At 59.9% G+C, this 17,258-nt stretch carries 15 protein-coding genes; 4 read left to right on the top strand and 11 right to left on the bottom strand.

Going from position 1 to position 17,258, the window contains the following annotated elements:
- Positions 1-52: 52 nt before the first annotated feature.
- Together F4U95_RS22600 and F4U95_RS24690 are read right to left on the bottom strand one after the other, a co-directional pair.
- Positions 53-529, bottom strand: coding sequence for an alpha/beta hydrolase (locus F4U95_RS22600; RefSeq protein WP_150426873.1), 477 nt, complete (start codon positions 527-529; stop codon positions 53-55).
- 262 nt (positions 530-791) lie between these two features.
- A complete protein-coding gene (locus F4U95_RS24690; protein WP_161600440.1) occupies positions 792-962 on the bottom strand; it encodes a hypothetical protein in 171 nt (56 codons plus the stop codon).
- Positions 963-1,169: 207 nt separating this feature from the next.
- Between F4U95_RS24690 and F4U95_RS22605 the strand changes: the two genes are divergently transcribed.
- Together F4U95_RS22605 and F4U95_RS22610 are read left to right on the top strand one after the other, a co-directional pair.
- Positions 1,170-2,126 carry an HWE histidine kinase domain-containing protein gene (locus F4U95_RS22605; protein WP_120252900.1) on the top strand — a complete coding sequence of 319 codons (957 nt, stop codon included), beginning with the start codon at positions 1,170-1,172 and terminating at the stop codon, positions 2,124-2,126.
- Between the two features lie 113 nt (positions 2,127-2,239).
- Entirely contained in the window at positions 2,240-4,957 is a 2,718-nt protein-coding gene (locus F4U95_RS22610; RefSeq protein ID WP_150412235.1) for a type II toxin-antitoxin system ParD family antitoxin, read from the top strand.
- Positions 4,958-5,153: 196 nt separating this feature from the next.
- Here the strand turns inward: F4U95_RS22610 and F4U95_RS22615 are convergent, their stop codons facing one another.
- The 4 genes from F4U95_RS22615 to F4U95_RS22630 form a co-directional block, all read right to left on the bottom strand.
- Positions 5,154-6,020, bottom strand: coding sequence for an exonuclease domain-containing protein (locus F4U95_RS22615; RefSeq protein WP_093018150.1), 867 nt, complete (start codon positions 6,018-6,020; stop codon positions 5,154-5,156).
- A 74-nt stretch (positions 6,021-6,094) separates the two neighbouring features.
- Complete coding sequence (locus tag F4U95_RS22620) at positions 6,095-6,865, bottom strand: SDR family NAD(P)-dependent oxidoreductase (protein WP_093018094.1); 771 nt, start codon at positions 6,863-6,865, stop codon at positions 6,095-6,097.
- Positions 6,866-6,907: 42 nt separating this feature from the next.
- Complete coding sequence (locus tag F4U95_RS22625) at positions 6,908-7,801, bottom strand: SDR family oxidoreductase (RefSeq protein WP_120252898.1); 894 nt, start codon at positions 7,799-7,801, stop codon at positions 6,908-6,910.
- 67 nt (positions 7,802-7,868) lie between these two features.
- On the bottom strand, positions 7,869-9,011 hold the full coding sequence (locus tag F4U95_RS22630) for a Gfo/Idh/MocA family protein (protein WP_150426874.1): 1,143 nt from the start codon (positions 9,009-9,011) through the stop codon (positions 7,869-7,871).
- Positions 9,012-9,199: 188 nt separating this feature from the next.
- On the opposite strand from F4U95_RS22630, the gene F4U95_RS22635 reads away from it, so the two are divergent.
- Together F4U95_RS22635 and F4U95_RS22640 are read left to right on the top strand one after the other, a co-directional pair.
- Positions 9,200-10,951, top strand: a complete 1,752-nt coding sequence (locus F4U95_RS22635; protein ID WP_150412237.1) for a glycoside hydrolase family 15 protein — start codon at positions 9,200-9,202, stop codon at positions 10,949-10,951.
- 362 nt (positions 10,952-11,313) lie between these two features.
- On the top strand, positions 11,314-11,493 hold the full coding sequence (locus tag F4U95_RS22640; RefSeq protein ID WP_120253522.1) for a hypothetical protein: 180 nt from the start codon (positions 11,314-11,316) through the stop codon (positions 11,491-11,493).
- Positions 11,494-11,557: 64 nt separating this feature from the next.
- On the opposite strand, the gene F4U95_RS22645 is transcribed toward F4U95_RS22640, so the two are convergent.
- Genes F4U95_RS22645 through F4U95_RS22665 form a run of 5 tightly spaced genes read right to left on the bottom strand, consistent with a single transcriptional unit; the run spans position 11,558 to position 17,064 of the window.
- A complete protein-coding gene (locus F4U95_RS22645) occupies positions 11,558-12,058 on the bottom strand; it encodes a DUF1543 domain-containing protein (RefSeq protein WP_120252896.1) in 501 nt (166 codons plus the stop codon).
- The gene (locus F4U95_RS22650; RefSeq protein ID WP_120252895.1) at positions 12,055-13,734 is read right to left on the bottom strand and encodes an FAD/NAD(P)-binding protein; all 1,680 of its coding nucleotides are present in this window, start codon (positions 13,732-13,734) and stop codon (positions 12,055-12,057) included. The genes F4U95_RS22645 and F4U95_RS22650 overlap by 4 nt, the downstream gene beginning before the upstream one ends.
- On the bottom strand, positions 13,731-14,507 hold the full coding sequence (locus F4U95_RS22655; RefSeq protein ID WP_120252894.1) for a transglutaminase-like domain-containing protein: 777 nt from the start codon (positions 14,505-14,507) through the stop codon (positions 13,731-13,733). The genes F4U95_RS22650 and F4U95_RS22655 overlap by 4 nt, the downstream gene beginning before the upstream one ends.
- Complete coding sequence (locus F4U95_RS22660) at positions 14,504-14,986, bottom strand: hypothetical protein (RefSeq protein ID WP_120252893.1); 483 nt, start codon at positions 14,984-14,986, stop codon at positions 14,504-14,506. The genes F4U95_RS22655 and F4U95_RS22660 overlap by 4 nt, the downstream gene beginning before the upstream one ends.
- Entirely contained in the window at positions 14,983-17,064 is a 2,082-nt protein-coding gene (locus F4U95_RS22665; RefSeq protein ID WP_120252892.1) for a catalase, read from the bottom strand. The genes F4U95_RS22660 and F4U95_RS22665 overlap by 4 nt, the downstream gene beginning before the upstream one ends.
- Between the last annotated feature and the right edge of the window lie 194 nt (positions 17,065-17,258).

Consider the following 17,258-nt stretch of genomic DNA (forward strand, 5'->3'; position numbering starts at 1 on the left):
CCTGCGCCTCATAGCGCCCGAGGCCGGTCAAAAACGACCGGATTCTGGAAGGTTACCTCCCAGAATGACTGACGCCTTGGGCTAGAAAACGGCGAAAGCGAGGCCAATGGCCGGCTCTGCCAACCCTTTTTCCGCAGCCTGTTAAGGGGTTGGCAATGATGGCGCTATTTTTAAGGAAGCCCCAGTCGAGGTCGATCATGCCGTTGGGCGCCACCGAATTGATCGCGACACCAGCTGACAACAAGCCTCGGGCGTTGAGCAGTTGCGTGATCAGTCCGCCTACCGAATGGCCGATCATGACCGGGCGGTCGAAGCGATGAACCTCCGCTTCGATAGAGGTTATCACGTCGGCCAGATGCAGATCGCCGAGGCCTGCGGGCGGGTCCGCGCGCAAATCGCTCGGCTCGCCAAAATGCAGCGGCCACGCGGGCGTAACACAATTAAATCCCTTGGCGCTGAAGAAACCCGTCCATTTTTCCCAGCTTTTTGGATTTTGAAACATCCCATGGACAAAGATGATGTCGGTCATGATGTTCTCCTGATATATTTCCATTCAGCGAACGGCAGGAGAAACTTTCTGTTCCGATCAGGTGGTAATTTTAACCAATTTCATCTTGTGTATGAAAAGTCTAATCCACATCAACTTTCAGAGATTGGCAGTCGACGCACCATTTTTTTATCGCAATCAAAATTGTACAATTGACCCAGGGTTTGTTTTCTTATTTTATTTATCGCATCAGCTATTCTGCTTGACGCCGGGCTTGCCAATCGACCCGCCAGGGCGCCTGATCTCATATGAGATGTCGCTGGATCGTCAGTTGATCTAACATACCGCGAAACTGTCCGGCCAAATATTGCGCGTAAGCTCGATTCTCCGGATCATCGGCCAGACCCGCCAGAACCTCTACGGTACGGATTTCTTCGGCGAGGCGTGTCCAAGCATCGATCTCACCTTCGTGCATATTCTCCAGAGGCCGCCATATCACGCTCTAACTCTTAGGTCCGTACCTTGTTTCACGTCCATTTTTGCCTCGCAGCCGTTCGAAGCAATCTCGTCATAACGCGAGACTCGTTGCCTCTATCGCGCTAGGAAGCCCGACGAAGAGTGATGACTCTAAATTGTGGTTTCCGATCCAACCCGAGAATCTGTGCCCGAGACCAAATTGAACATGTCCAACGAAGTCGCCTCCTTTTCGCCTGCGTCACTTGCCGCGGTGCTCGACCAGAGCGTCGATTGCGTCAAGATCATTGGGCTTCTTGGCGAAGTCAGATACATGAATGCCAATGGCATGTGCGCGATGGAGATCGATGATTTCTCGACCGTCGCCGGACAGCAGTGGGCCGATTTCTGGCCGGAAGAAACGCAATCGGTGATCCGAGCGTCCTACAGCGAAGCTGAACTCGGCAAGCCCGTCCGCTTTCGAGCCTTTTGCCCTACACAAAAAGGTACAGCGCGCTGGTGGGACGTCACTGTGTCTGCCGTGAAAAACGATCTGGGTGAGCATGCCGGCTATCTGGCCGTCTCCCGCGATGCGACCGAGAACCAGACGAGCCGCGACGCTTTGGACATCGCTACCAGTGAATTGCGCCATCGACTCAAGAACACCTATACCATGATTGCCAGCCTGCTGATGGGATTTGCGCGCGGCAACCCACATCATTCCGAATTTGCAGAGCAGATGACCGAGAGACTTGTCGGGCTGAGCCGCGCCCAGGTTCTTTTCGCAGAAACCGACACCCCTTGCGATCTTAACGACCTTGTTTCGGCCCTCGTCGAACCGTTCAGCAATGAGCATTGCGGCGTTGAAATCGAACGTCTGCCAGCATGTACGATCGACAAGGGGAGAGCCGATGCGATCGCCCTGGTCATCGGGGAGCTGACCGTCAACTCGTCCAAACATGGCGCGATTAAATATGGTGGTTCAGTCAAAATCTGCGGGGAAGCAGATGATCGGTCATTGTCCATCTTCTGGGCGGAGCATAGTTTCGCGCCGGTCGTCGAGCATGTACGCGATGGCGGCCAGGGCCTTGCCCTCATCGGGCGGATCATGCGCGCGCGCAGCGGCACCATCGACACGGCATGGCGCGATGATGGTTTGGACGTCACGCTGACCTTCGCGCTCTGACCCTTCGACTGATGATTGCCTGATCCAGCACATCCAAATTTGCGTTCGACGTTCTGATTCCGATTGATGTGCCAGTTATTGACACAGCACGGCAAGGCGGTAATCCACCGCCTATGCCCAATCGCCTTTCCAGAAACGTCTCCCTCACGCCAGAGCTTGATCGCTTTATCGAGACCCGTCTCGAGATTGGCGATTATGGTAATGCCAGTGAGGTGGTACGCACCGCGCTCAAACTGCTGCGTGAGCGGGAGGGGGTCGGTTCGGGCGATCCATTTGGATGGCTGCGGGGGCGTGGCACCTGCGTTGACCTGATGCGCCAGCAGGATTGGACGGCCACTCAGCTTGGCAGCCCGGCTCGATGGTCAGCGCAACTGCGGGCCACAGTAAACAATGTCCTCAATTCGCCTGTCCCCAAGGTATTGATGTGGGGGCCAGATCACGTCATGATCTATAATGACGGCTATGTCGCCATAGCCGGGGATTATCACCCCAGGGCCATGGGTGGCACCGTGCCGGGCATCTGGCCCGAAATCTGGGATTTCAACCGCGAGATCCTGGCTTCAGGGTTCCGTGGCGAGGTGGTCTCGCACCGCGATCAGCCCATGATACTCAACCGCTATGGGACGCCGGAGGAGGTCATTTTCGACCTCTTCTATACGCCTATATATGATGAGGATGGCAAGGTCGGCGGTGTCATGTGCACCGTTATCGAGAATACCGAAAAGGTAGAAGCGCAGCGCGCTTTGGCCAAAAGCGAACATGAGCTGCGGATCATCACGGACTCGCTGCCGGTCCTGATCTCTTATGTCGATACAGAACATGTCTACCGCTTTGCCAACAGTTTCTACGAGGACTGGCTGGGTACACCGCCATCCCAGGTCATCGGTCGGCATATTCGCGATGTCGTCGGCGAGAAGACCTATGCCGACCGCCTGCCGCTGATCGAGCGGGCGATGGCAGGCGAGTGGGTGGTCGCCGATACCACGATGCCCCACCATTCCGGCCAGGATCGCGCGGCCGAGGTTCGCTACATCCCTCGGGTTGAAGCGAACGGCTCGGTTTCCGGCTTCCATGTGCTGGTATTCGACATTGAGGATCGCGTTCAGCGCGAGGCTGCGTTAGAGCGCCTGATCCAGCACCGCGAGCGCGCAGAGGAACAACTGCGCCAGCTCAACGAGACGCTGGAAACACGCGTCATCGAGGAAATCGCAGAGCGCCGCCAGGCTGAAGCGATCCTGGCCCAATCGCAGAAGATGGAAACGATCGGCCAGCTGACCGGCGGCGTTGCCCATGATTTCAACAATCTCTTGCAGGTCGTATCGGGCAATCTCCAGCTGCTGGCCCGCGACATCGCCGACAATGAGAAGGCGCAGACGCGTGTCGCCAACGCAATGGCCGGCGTTACCCGGGGCGCCAAGCTCGCCGCCCAGCTTCTGGCCTTTGGCAGGCGGCAGGCGCTTGAGCCCAAGGTGGTGAATGTTACACGCTTCGTACGCGATATGGACGATATGCTCCGCCGCGCTATCGGTGAGGGCATCGAGATAGAGACCATCGTTGCTGGTGGGCTCTGGAACACATTTGTCGATCCGGCACAGGTCGAGAACGCACTGCTCAATCTCGCGATCAACGCCCGGGACGCGATGGATGGACAGGGCAGGCTCACGATCGAGCTCGGCAATGCCAGCCTCGACGATGATTATGCGCGTACCCATAGCGAAGTCGTGGCCGGTCAATATGTGATGCTGGCTGTTACCGACACCGGCACGGGCATTCCGGCCGATATTATCGACAAGGTTTTTGACCCGTTCTTTTCGACCAAGAGCGAGGGCAAGGGATCGGGTCTTGGGCTTTCGATGGTCTATGGTTTCGTCAAACAGTCTGGCGGACACATCAAAATCTACTCCGAGGTTGGCGAAGGCACGACCATCAAACTTTACTTCCCCCGCTCGGTGGAAAATGAGGATGTGGAGGTCGAACTTGACAGCGGGCCGATCCGCGGTGGCAGTGAAACCGTACTGGTCGTCGAAGATGACGATGCGGTTCGCGCGACGGTCGTCGAGATGTTGAGCGACTTGGGCTATGGGGTCCTCAAGGCTGTTGATGCCAGCAGCGCTCTGAGCGTCATCGAAAGCGGCATCCAGATCGACATGCTGTTCACCGATGTCGTCATGCCCGGGCGCCTCAAGAGCGCGGAACTGGCGCGCATGGCGCGCGAGCGCCAACCAGACATCGCCGTGCTGTTCACCTCAGGCTATACAGAGAATTCGATCGTCCATGGCGGTCGCCTGGATGCCGGCGTCGAACTTCTTTCCAAGCCCTATTCCCGTGATGCCCTCGCGCGCAAATTCCGGCACGTTCTGGCAAATCAGCGGCAACGCAACCTCGCCCGATTAATGCCTCAGCGAGCAACGCCGACCGAGCCATCCTCGCGTCGGAAGGTCCTTGTTTTGATTGTTGAGGATGATGCACTCATCCTGATGAACACGGCGGAAATGGTGAAGGAACTGGGACTGACCGTGATCGAGGCAATGAGTGCCGAAGACGCGATTTCCGCGCTTCAGACCACCCATGTCGACGTGCTGATCACCGACGTCAATCTACCGGGAATGGCTGGGCCCGAACTGGCTGCTCAGGCGCGCGCGCTCCTACCTGAAATAGGCGTGATTTTTGCTACCGGTGATACGCAACTGGAATTTGATCGCGCCGATCCCAAGGTTGCTCTCCTTGCAAAGCCATATGATGGAAAGGCGCTTGCAGAAGCTATTTCTGGTGCAGGTATCGATCTTATGTCCACGTCGACACCGTCTCGCAAAGACGCCAAATCCAGTTAGCGCGCAATCTCCGCGTTGACCGGGCGAACGCCTGCGCGCCCGGTCAATAACTCATAGCATTGGGTCAGTCTGTGACGGGCATGGCCGATTTAACATGGCCCGTTCTTCTGCCAGGATCCCACCCATGCATCCGATGCGAGCGTCCTTGGTCAATGGTCTGCGTCAATGCAGACGCGTGGGCTAACCGGTGAAACTCTTACAAGGGCAGTGCTTTGAGCAGAGAGGCTGCCGACACGATCTGGATATCGGAACCTGACGCTCGATATGCCTCAGCCCTTTTGAACTGCGCATCGTAACGGACATAGCCGAACGGCTCATCTGCCGCGACGACCAGCATCGTCGTGGTCGCGCCGACTGACGCCATGATCTTCCCACCATTGGCCGCAATGCGCTGCGCCAGTGGACCGTCACGCGGCTCGCCAAGGATGGCAATGCGCTGGCCCTTGAGCATCCCTCCGGTCGCTGGCCTTGGCAAAGGCGGCGGACGTTTTCTGGGCGGTGGCGCCAGCCAGTCGGTCAATTGCGAGCCTGTATGGTCGATCGCCTTTACGATGATCATCCCTGCCGCGCGGGCATCGCTTAGTGCATCATGATGTTTGAGCGGGATACCCAGATGCTTCGCCACGATGTTGAGCCGGTGACTGGGAAGCTCGGGCCATACGCGCTTGGCAACGCGCACACTATCGAGCCATGTCGTCTCGACCATCGCGCGGTCATGGACCAGGCAGGCTGCGGCGAGGGCCCCTTTATCGAAATAGGAATGGGCAACGGTCGTGCGACCACTCAAATGACTGTGCACGACGGCATGGACATCGGCAAAGCAGGGTTGGCCCACGACATGCCTGGCGGCAATCCCGTGAATGCGCGTGTTGAAGCTGCTGAAATGATCTCGCGGGTCGACCAGCGACTCATACTCAAAGGTGACTGCGCCATTGCGGAACCCGACGATACCGATCTGGCAGATGCTACTGACGCGGGCGCATGCCGTTTCGACATCGATGACCACGAAATCCGGCTCTTTGCTTTCGTCATCGCCGGGATCGGTTGGATGGGGTGGGAACATGGAGGGGCCATAGGCGGTCTCAAACCCAATGTCCAAGCGCTCTGCTGGCAATGGCAGGGTTGCAAAGTCCCACCTCAGTGCGCGTAGATCATCTTGCGCGTCATGCCGCCATCAACGGCAATTTGCTGACCGGTGATGAAGCCGGCGCCATCGGATGCCAGAAACAGGACAGTTGCGGCGATGTCGGCGGGTTCCCCAACGCGACCAACCGGGTGCTGCTCCCGATCGATCGCACGATGCTCTACGGCTTCACGCGTTTGCGCTTTCGCCCAAGGCCGCGTCTCGATCCAGCCAGGCAGGATGGCGTTGACCCGGATGTCGGGACCAAGGCTGATCGCTAGAGCATGGGTGAGAGCGCATAAAGCCCCCTTGGCCGCCGCATAGGCTTCTGTATCGGGCTCCGATTGGATTGCGCGGGTCGACGCCATGATCACGATCGACCCCTTGCTTTGCCGCAGCAGGGGAACGGCGGCACGAACCATCAAAAAGGCGCCCGTTACGTGGCTGTCCTGCCATGCCTGCCATTTTTTGAGCTCAAGCTGCTCAATCGGGCCGTTGAGCGGATCAGCAAGGCCCGCATTGGATACGAGCAGATCAATGCCGTGGGCCGCGTCCCCTTCCCTATTCCATTCGATGATCTTCTCGAACGCCTTTTCGATGTCGCGCTCGCTGGCGACATCGGCACGAATGACGATAAGATTTCCCGATGGTAGTTCGCTGCTCAAGCCACGAACCGCCTCGGCGTCGCGATCAAGCACCGCCACGCGCCAGCCTTGCGTCAGCAGAGCTTGGGTGATGCCCTTACCAATGCCCTGCGCCCCGCCCGTTACAATTGCCGTTTTCATAATATATCTAGTCTCCAGACGACAGGCGCAGGAAGTGCGTGCTCAGGCTATGCCGGCGCCGCCGGTCACACCAAAAACTTCGCCGGTGATGTAGCTGCCCTCCTGGCTCGCCAGCAGTACATAGACAGGGGCAATCTCCACCGGTTGTCCAGGGCGTCCAAACTGGCTCTGCTTGCCGAACTCCATCACCTTTTCCTGCGGTTGGCCACCGCTAGACTGCAACACTGTCCAGAACGGACCAGGCGCAACGACATTGGCGCGAATGCCCTTTTCGATCAGCTGTTTGGCCAGAGCCTTGGTGTAAGCAACAATTCCTGCCTTCGTCGTAGCGTAATCAAGAAGAATGGCGGACGGTTCGTACGCCTGCACCGAGGCTGTGGTGATGACTGAAGCGCCAGCGGGCAAATGCGGCACCGCTGCCTGCGCAATCCAGTGCATGGCGTAGAGATTGGTCTTCATCGTGCGGTCGAAATCATCCGAGCTGACCTCGTCGATCGCGTCGCGATATTGTTGCCGGCCGGCATTGATAACCAGAATATCGAGGCCACCTAGTTGTTCGACGGTCTGGGCGACGAGGTCGCGGCACCAATTTTCGTCCGTGATGTCGCCCGGCAGCGCGATTGCCTTTCTCCCTTCCGCTTCGATCAGCGCAACCACGGCTTTGGCGTCTTCTTCCTCGGCCGGAAGATAAGACAGGGCGACATCGGCACCTTCACGGGCATAGGCGATGGCGGCCGCGCGACCGATGCCGGAATCCGCGCCGGTCACAAGTGCCTTACGGCCCGTCAGCTTGCCCGATCCGACATAGCTTTCCTCGCCGTGATCGGGCTTGGGATTCATCTGTGCGGCAATGCCAGGAACGGGTTGTGGCTGCTTGGGGAAGGGCGGCACGGGATATTGGGTGCGGGGGTCCTGCAGGGTGAGGCGATCGGCCATCGGGGGCTCCTTGTTCAATTGTGCGATAGGTAGGCCACGAGGCCTGATTGGGCTGTCGATCGTTCGATCACTCCTTCCCGCGTGCGGGATTGGAGGCACCGACCAGTTCGGGCGGCTTTTTGAGGCCGAGCGTTTCTTTCTGCGTATCGGGGTCGATCTGACGATGGCGCCTGAAGGGTTCGAGCTTCTGAGGCTGACCGGTTTCCAGGCATTTGAGAATGCCGGCGATCACCCGCACATCGGCAAAGCCTTCTTCGCCGTCTGGTTCGGGCGCGCGATCGTTGAGAATGCAGTCGGAGAAATAGCGCAGTTCGCCGCCAAACTGGTCCGTCGCCTTGTGCGGCACATGCCGACGCTCATCGCCGATAACGACATGCTGCTCCAGACCCATGCCGAACATAAAAGCGGGGTTCATCTGGATGCTGCCCTTGGTCCCCACGACGAAAAAGCCGTCGATTGTGTTGGCAAAGTAGGAAACGGTGAATTGCGCCAGCCGTTCGCCGGGGAAACGCAGCGTGACAGCGACGGTATCGTCCAGATCGCCGAAGCCTGCTTCAGGATGGCGCGTGGCGACAGCGGAAACGACTTCGGTAGGTTCACTGTCAAAGCAATATCGCGCCGCATTGATCGGATAAGGCCCCATGTCAAACAATGGGCCGGCCAGCACGCCATTCTTGGCACGATGATTTTTGGGATCGAGCATCTGCGCGAATGTGGAGGTGAAGGCGATCGTCTGTCCAAGCTCGCCCTTCTGGATACGCGCGATTGTGTCGAGAGTCGCCGGTTCGAAATGCAGCCGATACGCAACCATCAGCTTTGCGGCTGAAGCCTTTTCCGCAGCGAGAATCTCAAGTGATTTTTCCAGGGATATTTCGAGCGGCTTTTCTACCAGTACATGGATGCCCGCTTCCAGCGCAGGGATTACGAACTCGGCGTGACGCCAGTTAGGCGTCGCGACATAGATAGCGTCGATCGTGCCCGATGCCAGCAGGGCGTCGAATTGATCATAGCTATAACCGCCATCGACATCATATTTGTCGCACAAGGCGCGGAGCTTCTCCGGGTCGCTGGAAACAAAGGCCGCGATCGTCGAATTGCCGGTATGGGCAACGCCGGGCAACATCGCCTCCTGCGTGATGTCGCCCAGCCCGACAAAGGCGTAACGGACCTTTTTGTCCGATCCGAAACCGAAGGCGGATGCGACGCTCATATCTTTCTCCTGATGGACAGATGAACCTACGCAACGTCTGTGGACGGGATCGTCTCCATGGAAAAATAGCGGATCAGGCGCCAGTCTCATGAGTTGTGTCTCCATTCCGTCAAGTCGAACCCCAGGATGTTACCATCGCCACGCTACCTCATGATCGTCCCCAGGCCCGCCGCAACGGGGAGGGCTATCTGGCTCTTGAAGACTATGGCGCGCTGGGTGACGGACGGTCGGTTGCGCTAAGCGGCGCCGACGGTTCGATCGACTGGTGGTGCGTACCCAATCTGGATTCGCCGCCCTTGTTCGACCGCCTGCTTGACCCGGCCGATGGCGGGTATTTCAGCATTGAACCAACCGAGGCGTATCGTGTCGAACGGCGCTACAGGCCGGAAAGTAATGTGCTTGAATCGACATTCGCGACCGCCAGCGGCAAGGCGCGGATTGTTGAGTCGATGAACAGCGGATCGGCCGGCCGACTGCCCTGGTGCGAACTGGCGCGCCGCATTGAAGGCCTGGAAGGTCGGGTGCATTTCAGGATGCAGCTTCGCCTCGGGCGGCGAGCCGACACGGTCTCACCCTATATGCAGGTAATAGGGGGTAATGATGTCTTCCATGTCGGGCGGGTGCTTGGATTGTGCCTGCGTAGCCAGGGTGTGACGATCACCATGAAGGAAGACGCAGGGCTATGTGCGTCGGTCAGCATTGCGGCCGGCGAGCAGGAAATCATTGCGATTGTGGCGGGTGAGGATGAGCCGCTGGTGGTCCCTACTATTGCGGAAATCAGCGCAAGGATCGACACATCGGATGAGGAATGGCGCGTGTGGGCGAGCAAGATCGTTCACGAAGAACCAAGTCGCCCGCTTCTTGTCCGCAGCGCGCTCGCGCTCAAGCTACTGCTCTTCTCGCCAAGCGGCGCGATCGCTGCAGCGGCCACCACGTCGCTGCCTGAACATATCGGCGGCAATAAGAATTACGACTATCGCTACGCCTGGGTTCGCGATGCAGGCTATACCATCAAGGCGTTCTTGCGCATTGGGGCGCAGGCCGAGGCAAAGGCGGCGCTCAGCTGGCTGCTCAACCAACTTGAGGAACATGGCCCGCGTGTCTGCTATTCGATCTGGGGTGGCAGGGTTCCGGACGCACGATCTGTCGCCGTGCCGGGCTATGGCGCTTCCTCCCCTGTACGCGTAGGCAATATCGCAACAGATCAGCACCAGCATGGCGTTTATGGCGACATATTCGAGACGGCGTCCCGCTTCGTTGAAAGCGGCAATATTCTCGATTCCCGCAGCGCCGAGATATTGTCCCATCTGGCCGACGAATGCGCCGATCTTTGGCGACAAAAGGACAGTGGCATGTGGGAATTGCCGGACAAAGAACATTACACCATGTCGAAGATCAGTTGCTGGCAGGCGCTGGCGCGGGCGGTCGAACTGGCCGACGATGGCCATCTGCCGACCACCTGCCGGGACCGTTGGGCGCGCGAGCGGGATCGGGTGGAAGGCTGGATCGCTGAACATTGCTGGTCCGAAGCGCTGGGCGCCTACACTTTCTACCCGGGAACGGATCAGTTGGATGCCTCGATCGCGCTGGCGGTCCGCTTCCGGTTCGACGGGACGGATCGTCTGCGCCGCACGCTGGAGGCAATCGACCGCGAACTCGCCAGCGGTCCCTATCATCATCGCTACAGCGGGATGGAACAGGAAGAAGGATGCTTCCTGGCCTGCACCTTCTGGATGATTGAGGCCTGGGCGCTTCTGGGCGAAAAGGCGAAAGCCGAACAGATGTTCGACAGCCTCATCGATGCGCTGGACTTGGGCGTAGGCGTTTATCCAGAAATGGCCGATCCTGTTTCAGGTCGCTATCTTGGCAATATGCCGCAGGGTCTGACGCACCTGGCTTTGGTACAAGCGCTGACAAGCTTTGTGAATAAGACACAGTGAAACTGAGCCGTCTGCCCCCGATCGTCTCGAACAGGACTGCGCCAAGAGAACATGCATGAATTGAAAAGGGTAGCGACGTCCGAGGAAATTTTCGGCGATTTTCAAACGCATGTTGGGCGTATCTCCGAGCCGTTATTGCCACCCATGTACATGCCAATCGCATGGTTCTGGTAGTCCGATACCGGAATGCGTCGTTCGCCGGTCGGGCCTGGATAGCTACCTTCCGTCAGGACTCGAGCCATCAGCAGTTAATAACGGCTCACTCTATCTACCTCCACCCACCACAAACAGACGGTGCTGTGGAACGAGAACATTCGCGAGAAGTTTAGTTCAACAGACCAAAAATGCACAAGGAGAGTGACATGAGCATCGAAGGAAAGGCCAAGGAGGCCGCCGGCTACGTCAAGGAAGAGTTGAACGAGCACGGCAAGACGCCCGAGGCGCAGAAGAAGGCGCAGGAGGGCCGCGATCTGCGGAATGAAGGGCGGGTCGAGGACGGCAAGGCGCCGAAGACCACGCCGGTTGGAAGCGGCGCGGAATAATCTCCCGCCCACTCTCAAGCAAAGCGCCGCCCCTCAACGGGCGGCGTTTTCGTTTAGCGCACGTCTATTTCAGCGGGATGTAACGGCAGATGAAGGGCGGCTGACCTAAAGCTGCGTGGGGCGTCAGATGAATATGCAGCCCGTCACCGATGAGCCCGTCGAGCGCGAACGCCTTCTCGGCTTCGTAGATGTCGTCGCGGTGCGCATCCTTCCAGTCTGAAATGGTCGCGAGCGCGCGAACCTTCGCCTCCTTCATGGAGGTGGCCACCACAAACATATTCCGATGCTGCTCAGCGAAGTCCTTGCCATCATAGCCGCCAAGATTAACGAACCACAGCTTCTCGCGAGCACCTGACGGTTCTGGCCGCAGGTCGACGGTCCAGCCATCGGCATGGCTGATCTCGGCATAGCAATCGACGTGAAGCGTCCCCGGTGTGCCCCACCACTCGGCCCGGAGTTGGTCATGGGTCGCTTTGATCGTCTTCGCGACCACGAGCCGAACGTCGTGAATCTCGATGTTCGCCGAGGGATGTTCGCCGCCGATGTAGATCGCCCAGAGTTTCACGAGGCCCTCTCCTCATCCCCGAACGCTTCGCCCTGTCGGTCTCTCATCGCATCAGCCGCCTGCGCCAGAGCCGCTCCGACCGTCCCACCCAACTCATGCGAACTGGTGATGCCCTGAACGAAGGGATGGCGTTCGAGGATGAACGGGATGCTGAGACAGAAAAGCCGATCGCGCGCCGGGTGATCGCTCACCGGATGGAAATCCTCGTCTACCACGATGCCCTTTATGCCCGGCGCATCGTCCTCTGCTGCGTCACGGATGACATCCTGCTCGAGCAATGTCGGAAACGGGAACTTCTCGGCTTCCAGCGGCCGCTGCCCGGTCGCGTCGATGAAGGCCGGAAAATGCCGACGCTCGCCCCCGACGGTGACGACTGCGCCCCGCTCCGACCCACCTGTATAGATCCTGTGATCCTCGCCCAGCGCGATGACCGAGAGATGTCCGGCGCGGTGCAACGCCAACAGCCGTTCTATCGAGAGATGCGGAACGGTCGCATACTCATCGACGAACACGGGCTTCAGATAGCGGTTGAAGCGCTTGAGCGCCTCCTCCTCAAGATGGGGCACGATCAGCCCCAGCACCTCGTGCATGCGCAGGATCGCATAGCGCCAGGGCACGGTATATTTCCGCTCGAAGTTTTCCCGCGCCTCGGCGACATTGGCAACCGCCCACTCGAACGGATCGGCCGCGACACGTTCGGCGAAATAGCGTTCGGCGAAGTCTTCAAGCGATAGCTCGGATAGCCCGACCTTATCCGCATAGCCCGGATCGGCGGTGGCCAACTCCGCCCGGAACAGGTCATAGGATCCGTCGAGCAGATGGGCGCAGTCCTCTGCGATCAGCCGTTCGATTGCTTCGGGCGTGCAGGTGGACAGCGGCTCGAACGGGATCGGATAGTAGAAATCGGCCTCGGGGAGCAGGCCCTTACGCGACATCATGGTGATACACAGCTTCTCGGCGCCTGGATGGATGCGGTAATCGATCGCCTCACTCTCGGTCTCGATCATCGTGCCGTGCGCGACGGCCAGCGCCACCGCAGCGTCGATCGCTGTTAGCGAGCTGCCCCGAATTCCGACCGACACCGGCGGGATGCGCTGCAGCGCCGTCGCTGGCCACGGGCTCAGGAAATAGCCGGGCCGCACCTCAGGCTCCTCCGGCCACTGATGGCCGGTCGCGAGCACGACGCGGTCGTAAATTCGTTCGCACGCCTCGCCGTGGCGCGGCTCGACCGACAGATGCAGGCCGCCATCCTCCGCGCGGATGTCGGTCACCCTGCAGCTCGTTGCAATCTCGACGCTGATCCCTCGCGTGCGGGCCTCGTCGATCAGGCCGTTGAACTGATCGAGGAAATACTCGCCGAGGGCGACGCGCGGGTAGAAGGCATGGTCGTCGATCTGATCCGGATCGATCCCAAGCCGGACCAGCCGCGCGCGAGGCTGCCGCTCTAGCCAGTCGATCAATGTCTCGCTGATCGGCGGGATCTCGATGGATGCGATGTTCGAAAGCATCGCAGGGTCGTTCCATCCCGGCCGGTAGGGCGTGCCAAGGCCAGCGCGAGGCTGCTCCTCGTAGATCGTGACCTGCGCCGTGCCGCTAATCTCCCGCAGAAATGCGCAGAAGGTGTAGATGGCGGTCGGGCCAGCTCCAACGAAGGCGATAGAAAACGGTGTCGTCATGCGGCGGTGACCTCGACGCTCTGGCTATTCATCACTGCGGTCCCGAAGGCCGTCAGGAAAGCTACGTCCGCGGCGTCGCGACCGATCCCGATCTTCGCCATGTCACGCTCCTTGGCCATGCCCGTCGCATCGACCAGATGCCATTCACCGCCCACAAAGACCTCGGCGACCGCATGGAAGTCGGGCGGCTCTACGCCAAGCGCATACACACTTGCGATACGAGCCGGGATGCCCGCGGCACGGGCGAAGGTGATCATGACATGGGCGTAGTCCCGGCAGACGCCCTGGCGCTTTACGAAGGTGTCGAGCGCTGTCGTCTCGGACGTGCTGACGCCTGGAACATAGGCAAAGTGACCCGCGATCCAGTCACGCATCGCGACGATCTTCGCTCCGCCCTCGGTACCACCGAACTCCGTTGCAACGAAGGTTTCGAACTGATCTGAGGGGCAGTAGCGTGAAGACCAGAGATACTGAACGGTCTCACCAGGCAACTGATGCGGCGCGACGAGCGGGAGGTTGAGGCAGTTGTCCAGCACCCGCTCGATGCGGACGGTGGCGCGATAGTCGACCAGCAACTGGCCCTGCACGCGCATCCATATCCTTTCACCGATCATGTCGTGCGAGGCGACGCGCGCGAAATGCTCGGTGGGCGTGATGTCGATATGCGCAGCGTCGATCACCTGTTCGGGAATCGCGGCGGCCTCGATCTGGAGGAGCACGTCGGTCGGCTGCTCGAACCAATAGTCGAGACTGGCATGGATCGAGAGGCTCATCGTGCCCGCGCTTCCTTCAACCGCCGCGCATTGCCGGTCGCGGTGCGATGAACCGGTCCCAGAGCGCCCTTCCCCATCTTCGCCCCCGCGGTCATCACGCCAACTGCATAGTTGGCGCTCTGGCTGGCAAGCGTAGTCACCTCAGCAGCGGTTGGCATTCTCCCGGCAAGCATCATCATTCCCGCCCGCTGCATCTGTGCGACCAAGGCCGTTTGCATCGCGATGGTGTCGCGGGCGATCGCCTCCGCGCTGCGACTGAACGCCGCCACCTTTTCCGGCACCATCCGCGATAGCTCGACGTAGTTGCCAGTGATGGGTGCGGCGGTCGCCATCCGCATCATCTCCGTACGCGCCGTGATGACGTCGCCCGACGCCCTCATGGTCTCCGCACTGCGCAGCCAGGTAGATTGCATGTCGAGCCCGGCTGACACCATGCGCGACCAGGCGCTGAACGGATCGAACATCCCGCTCGCACTCATGCCAGCATCCTCAGCGAAGGTTCGCGTGCGTAGAAGCGCTGCGCGGCGGCCTTCACGAACGCGCCGTCCAGACCAGTCACACCTTCGTCGGGTTCGACCCCGGCCTTGTCGAGCAACGGCTGTGCGGCCTTGCTCGCGCCGATCGCCTTGAGATGCCCGAACGCGTTCATCACAAAGTCGACCGCCGCCGCCTCCTTGAGCAGGGCGGCACAACCTTCCTCCGACAACACGATCGCCACCGCGTCAAAGATCTGGCTCGGCGATCCGGCGAGTTGACCGTCGGCCTTCTGCACCGTTCCGTCGGAGAGCTTCGCGCCACCGACCTTGGGAGCAACCACCACCGCCTTGCCCTTGGCCTTCTTCACCGCCGTCATGACGGTCGAGAATTCGGCAGCGTCGGTCCCGTCTGCGATCAGGATTCCCACCGCACGGCCCTCGAGCGTCGCCTTCATATTTTTGTGAATCGAGAGCGCGTCCGACGGCTTCATGTCGATCGGCGTCTTTGCGGCCGGAGCCTTCTTCGGCAACTCGATCCCGAGGCCGGCGGCCACCCGCTTCGCCAGACCCTCGTCGACGTTGCGAAGATTGGCGACCATGCGGCCAGGCACCTGGTCGAGCAGGCCGACCTTCGACAGCTCGAACACGAAGGACGAGGCGATATGCGCCTGCTCGCTCTCAGTCTGCGAGCGGTAGAACAGCCGAGCCTGGCTGTAGTGATCGGCAAAGGTCTCCGAGCGGACCCGCAGCTTCTCGCCGCTCTCATCCGACCCCGTCACGGCATCCACCGTCGCAAACCCGGCCATGGGGCTCTCACGCGGTCCGCCCTCCTCGCCATGTGCGGCGAGGCTGTTCGGCTCATAATTGGCGCGCCCCTTGGGCACCATCGTCTGCATTTTGCCGTCGCGCTGGAAATTGCCAAATGGGCAACGCGGCGCGTTTATCGGGATCTGATGGAAGTTGGTCGTGCCGAGGCGCGAGTTCTGGGTGTCGAGATAGGAAAAGAGGCGTCCCTGCAGCAGAGGGTCATTCGAGAAGTCGATGCCCGGTGGAATGTTCGATGGCAGGAATGCCACCTGCTCGGTCTCGGCGAAGAAGTTGTCGACATTGCGGTTGAGGGTCAGCGTCCCGATCAACCGGACCGGCACATCCTCCTCAGGAATGAGCTTGGTCGCGTCGAGCACATCATAGGGCTGGGCGTCCGCGAAGGCCTGGTCGAACACTTGGATGCCGAGATCCCACTGCGGAAAATCGCCAGTATCGATCGCCTCGAACAGGTCGCGGCGCTGATAGTCGTTGTCGGCGGCCTGAAGCTTGAGCGCCTCGTCCCAGATCGTAGACTGGATGCCGAGCCGCGGCTTCCAGTGGAATTTGACGAAACTCGCTTTGCCCGCCGCGTTGACCAGCTTGAAGGTATGCACCCCAAACCCTTCCATCGTCCGGAACGAACGCGGTAGGGTGCGGTCTGACATCGCCCACATGAGCATATGGGTCGTTTCCGGCATCAGCGACGCCCAGTCCCAGAAGGTGTCGTGCGCGCTGCCGGCCTGGGGATAACCGCGGTCGGCCTCCATCTTCACGGCATGAACTAGGTCCGGAAACTTCAGCGCATCCTGGATGAAGAATACCGGGATGTTGTTTCCAACCAGATCCCAGTTGCCCTCGCGAGTGTAGAACTTGACCGCGAAGCCACGCACGTCGCGCGGGGTATCGACTGAGCCGGCGCCGCCAGCGACCGTGGAAAAGCGGACGAAAACCTCGGTCTTCTCGCCCTTGGTGAAGACCGCAGCCTTCGACAGGTCGGAGATATCGTCGATCGCCTCAAAAACCCCGTGTGCGCCGGAGCCGCGGGCATGGACGATCCGCTCGGGAATGCGCTCGTGATCGAAGTGGAAAATCTTCTCGCGCAGGACAAAGTCTTCGAGCAGCGTAGGTCCGCGCGAACCGCTCTTCAGCGAGTTTTGATTGTCGGATACGGGCACACCGTGGTTGGTCGTAAGGACCGCCGTGTCCAGACCCTCCGCACTCTGATGGGTCTCGCCGCCGGTTGGCTTGCTGCTGGACTTAGGTGACTTTGCCATGCCGGAATGTCCTTTCTACGCGGGCACCTCCGATCGCACCCGCGCCAGGCCCCCAACACGATGCCAGCCTAGCTGCTCATCGGATGGTCCACCGCTGGTGTTCGAAGCACGGACCGAGACATTCAGTCCGTTCCGCCCTAACGCGCGAGATGTGCTTTGGTCACCTTGGGGCACGACCAGCAAGCATTTTTCGT

It is taken from the genome of Sphingobium limneticum (assembly GCF_008710165.1).
Classification (GTDB): Bacteria; Pseudomonadota; Alphaproteobacteria; order Sphingomonadales; family Sphingomonadaceae; genus Sphingobium; species Sphingobium limneticum.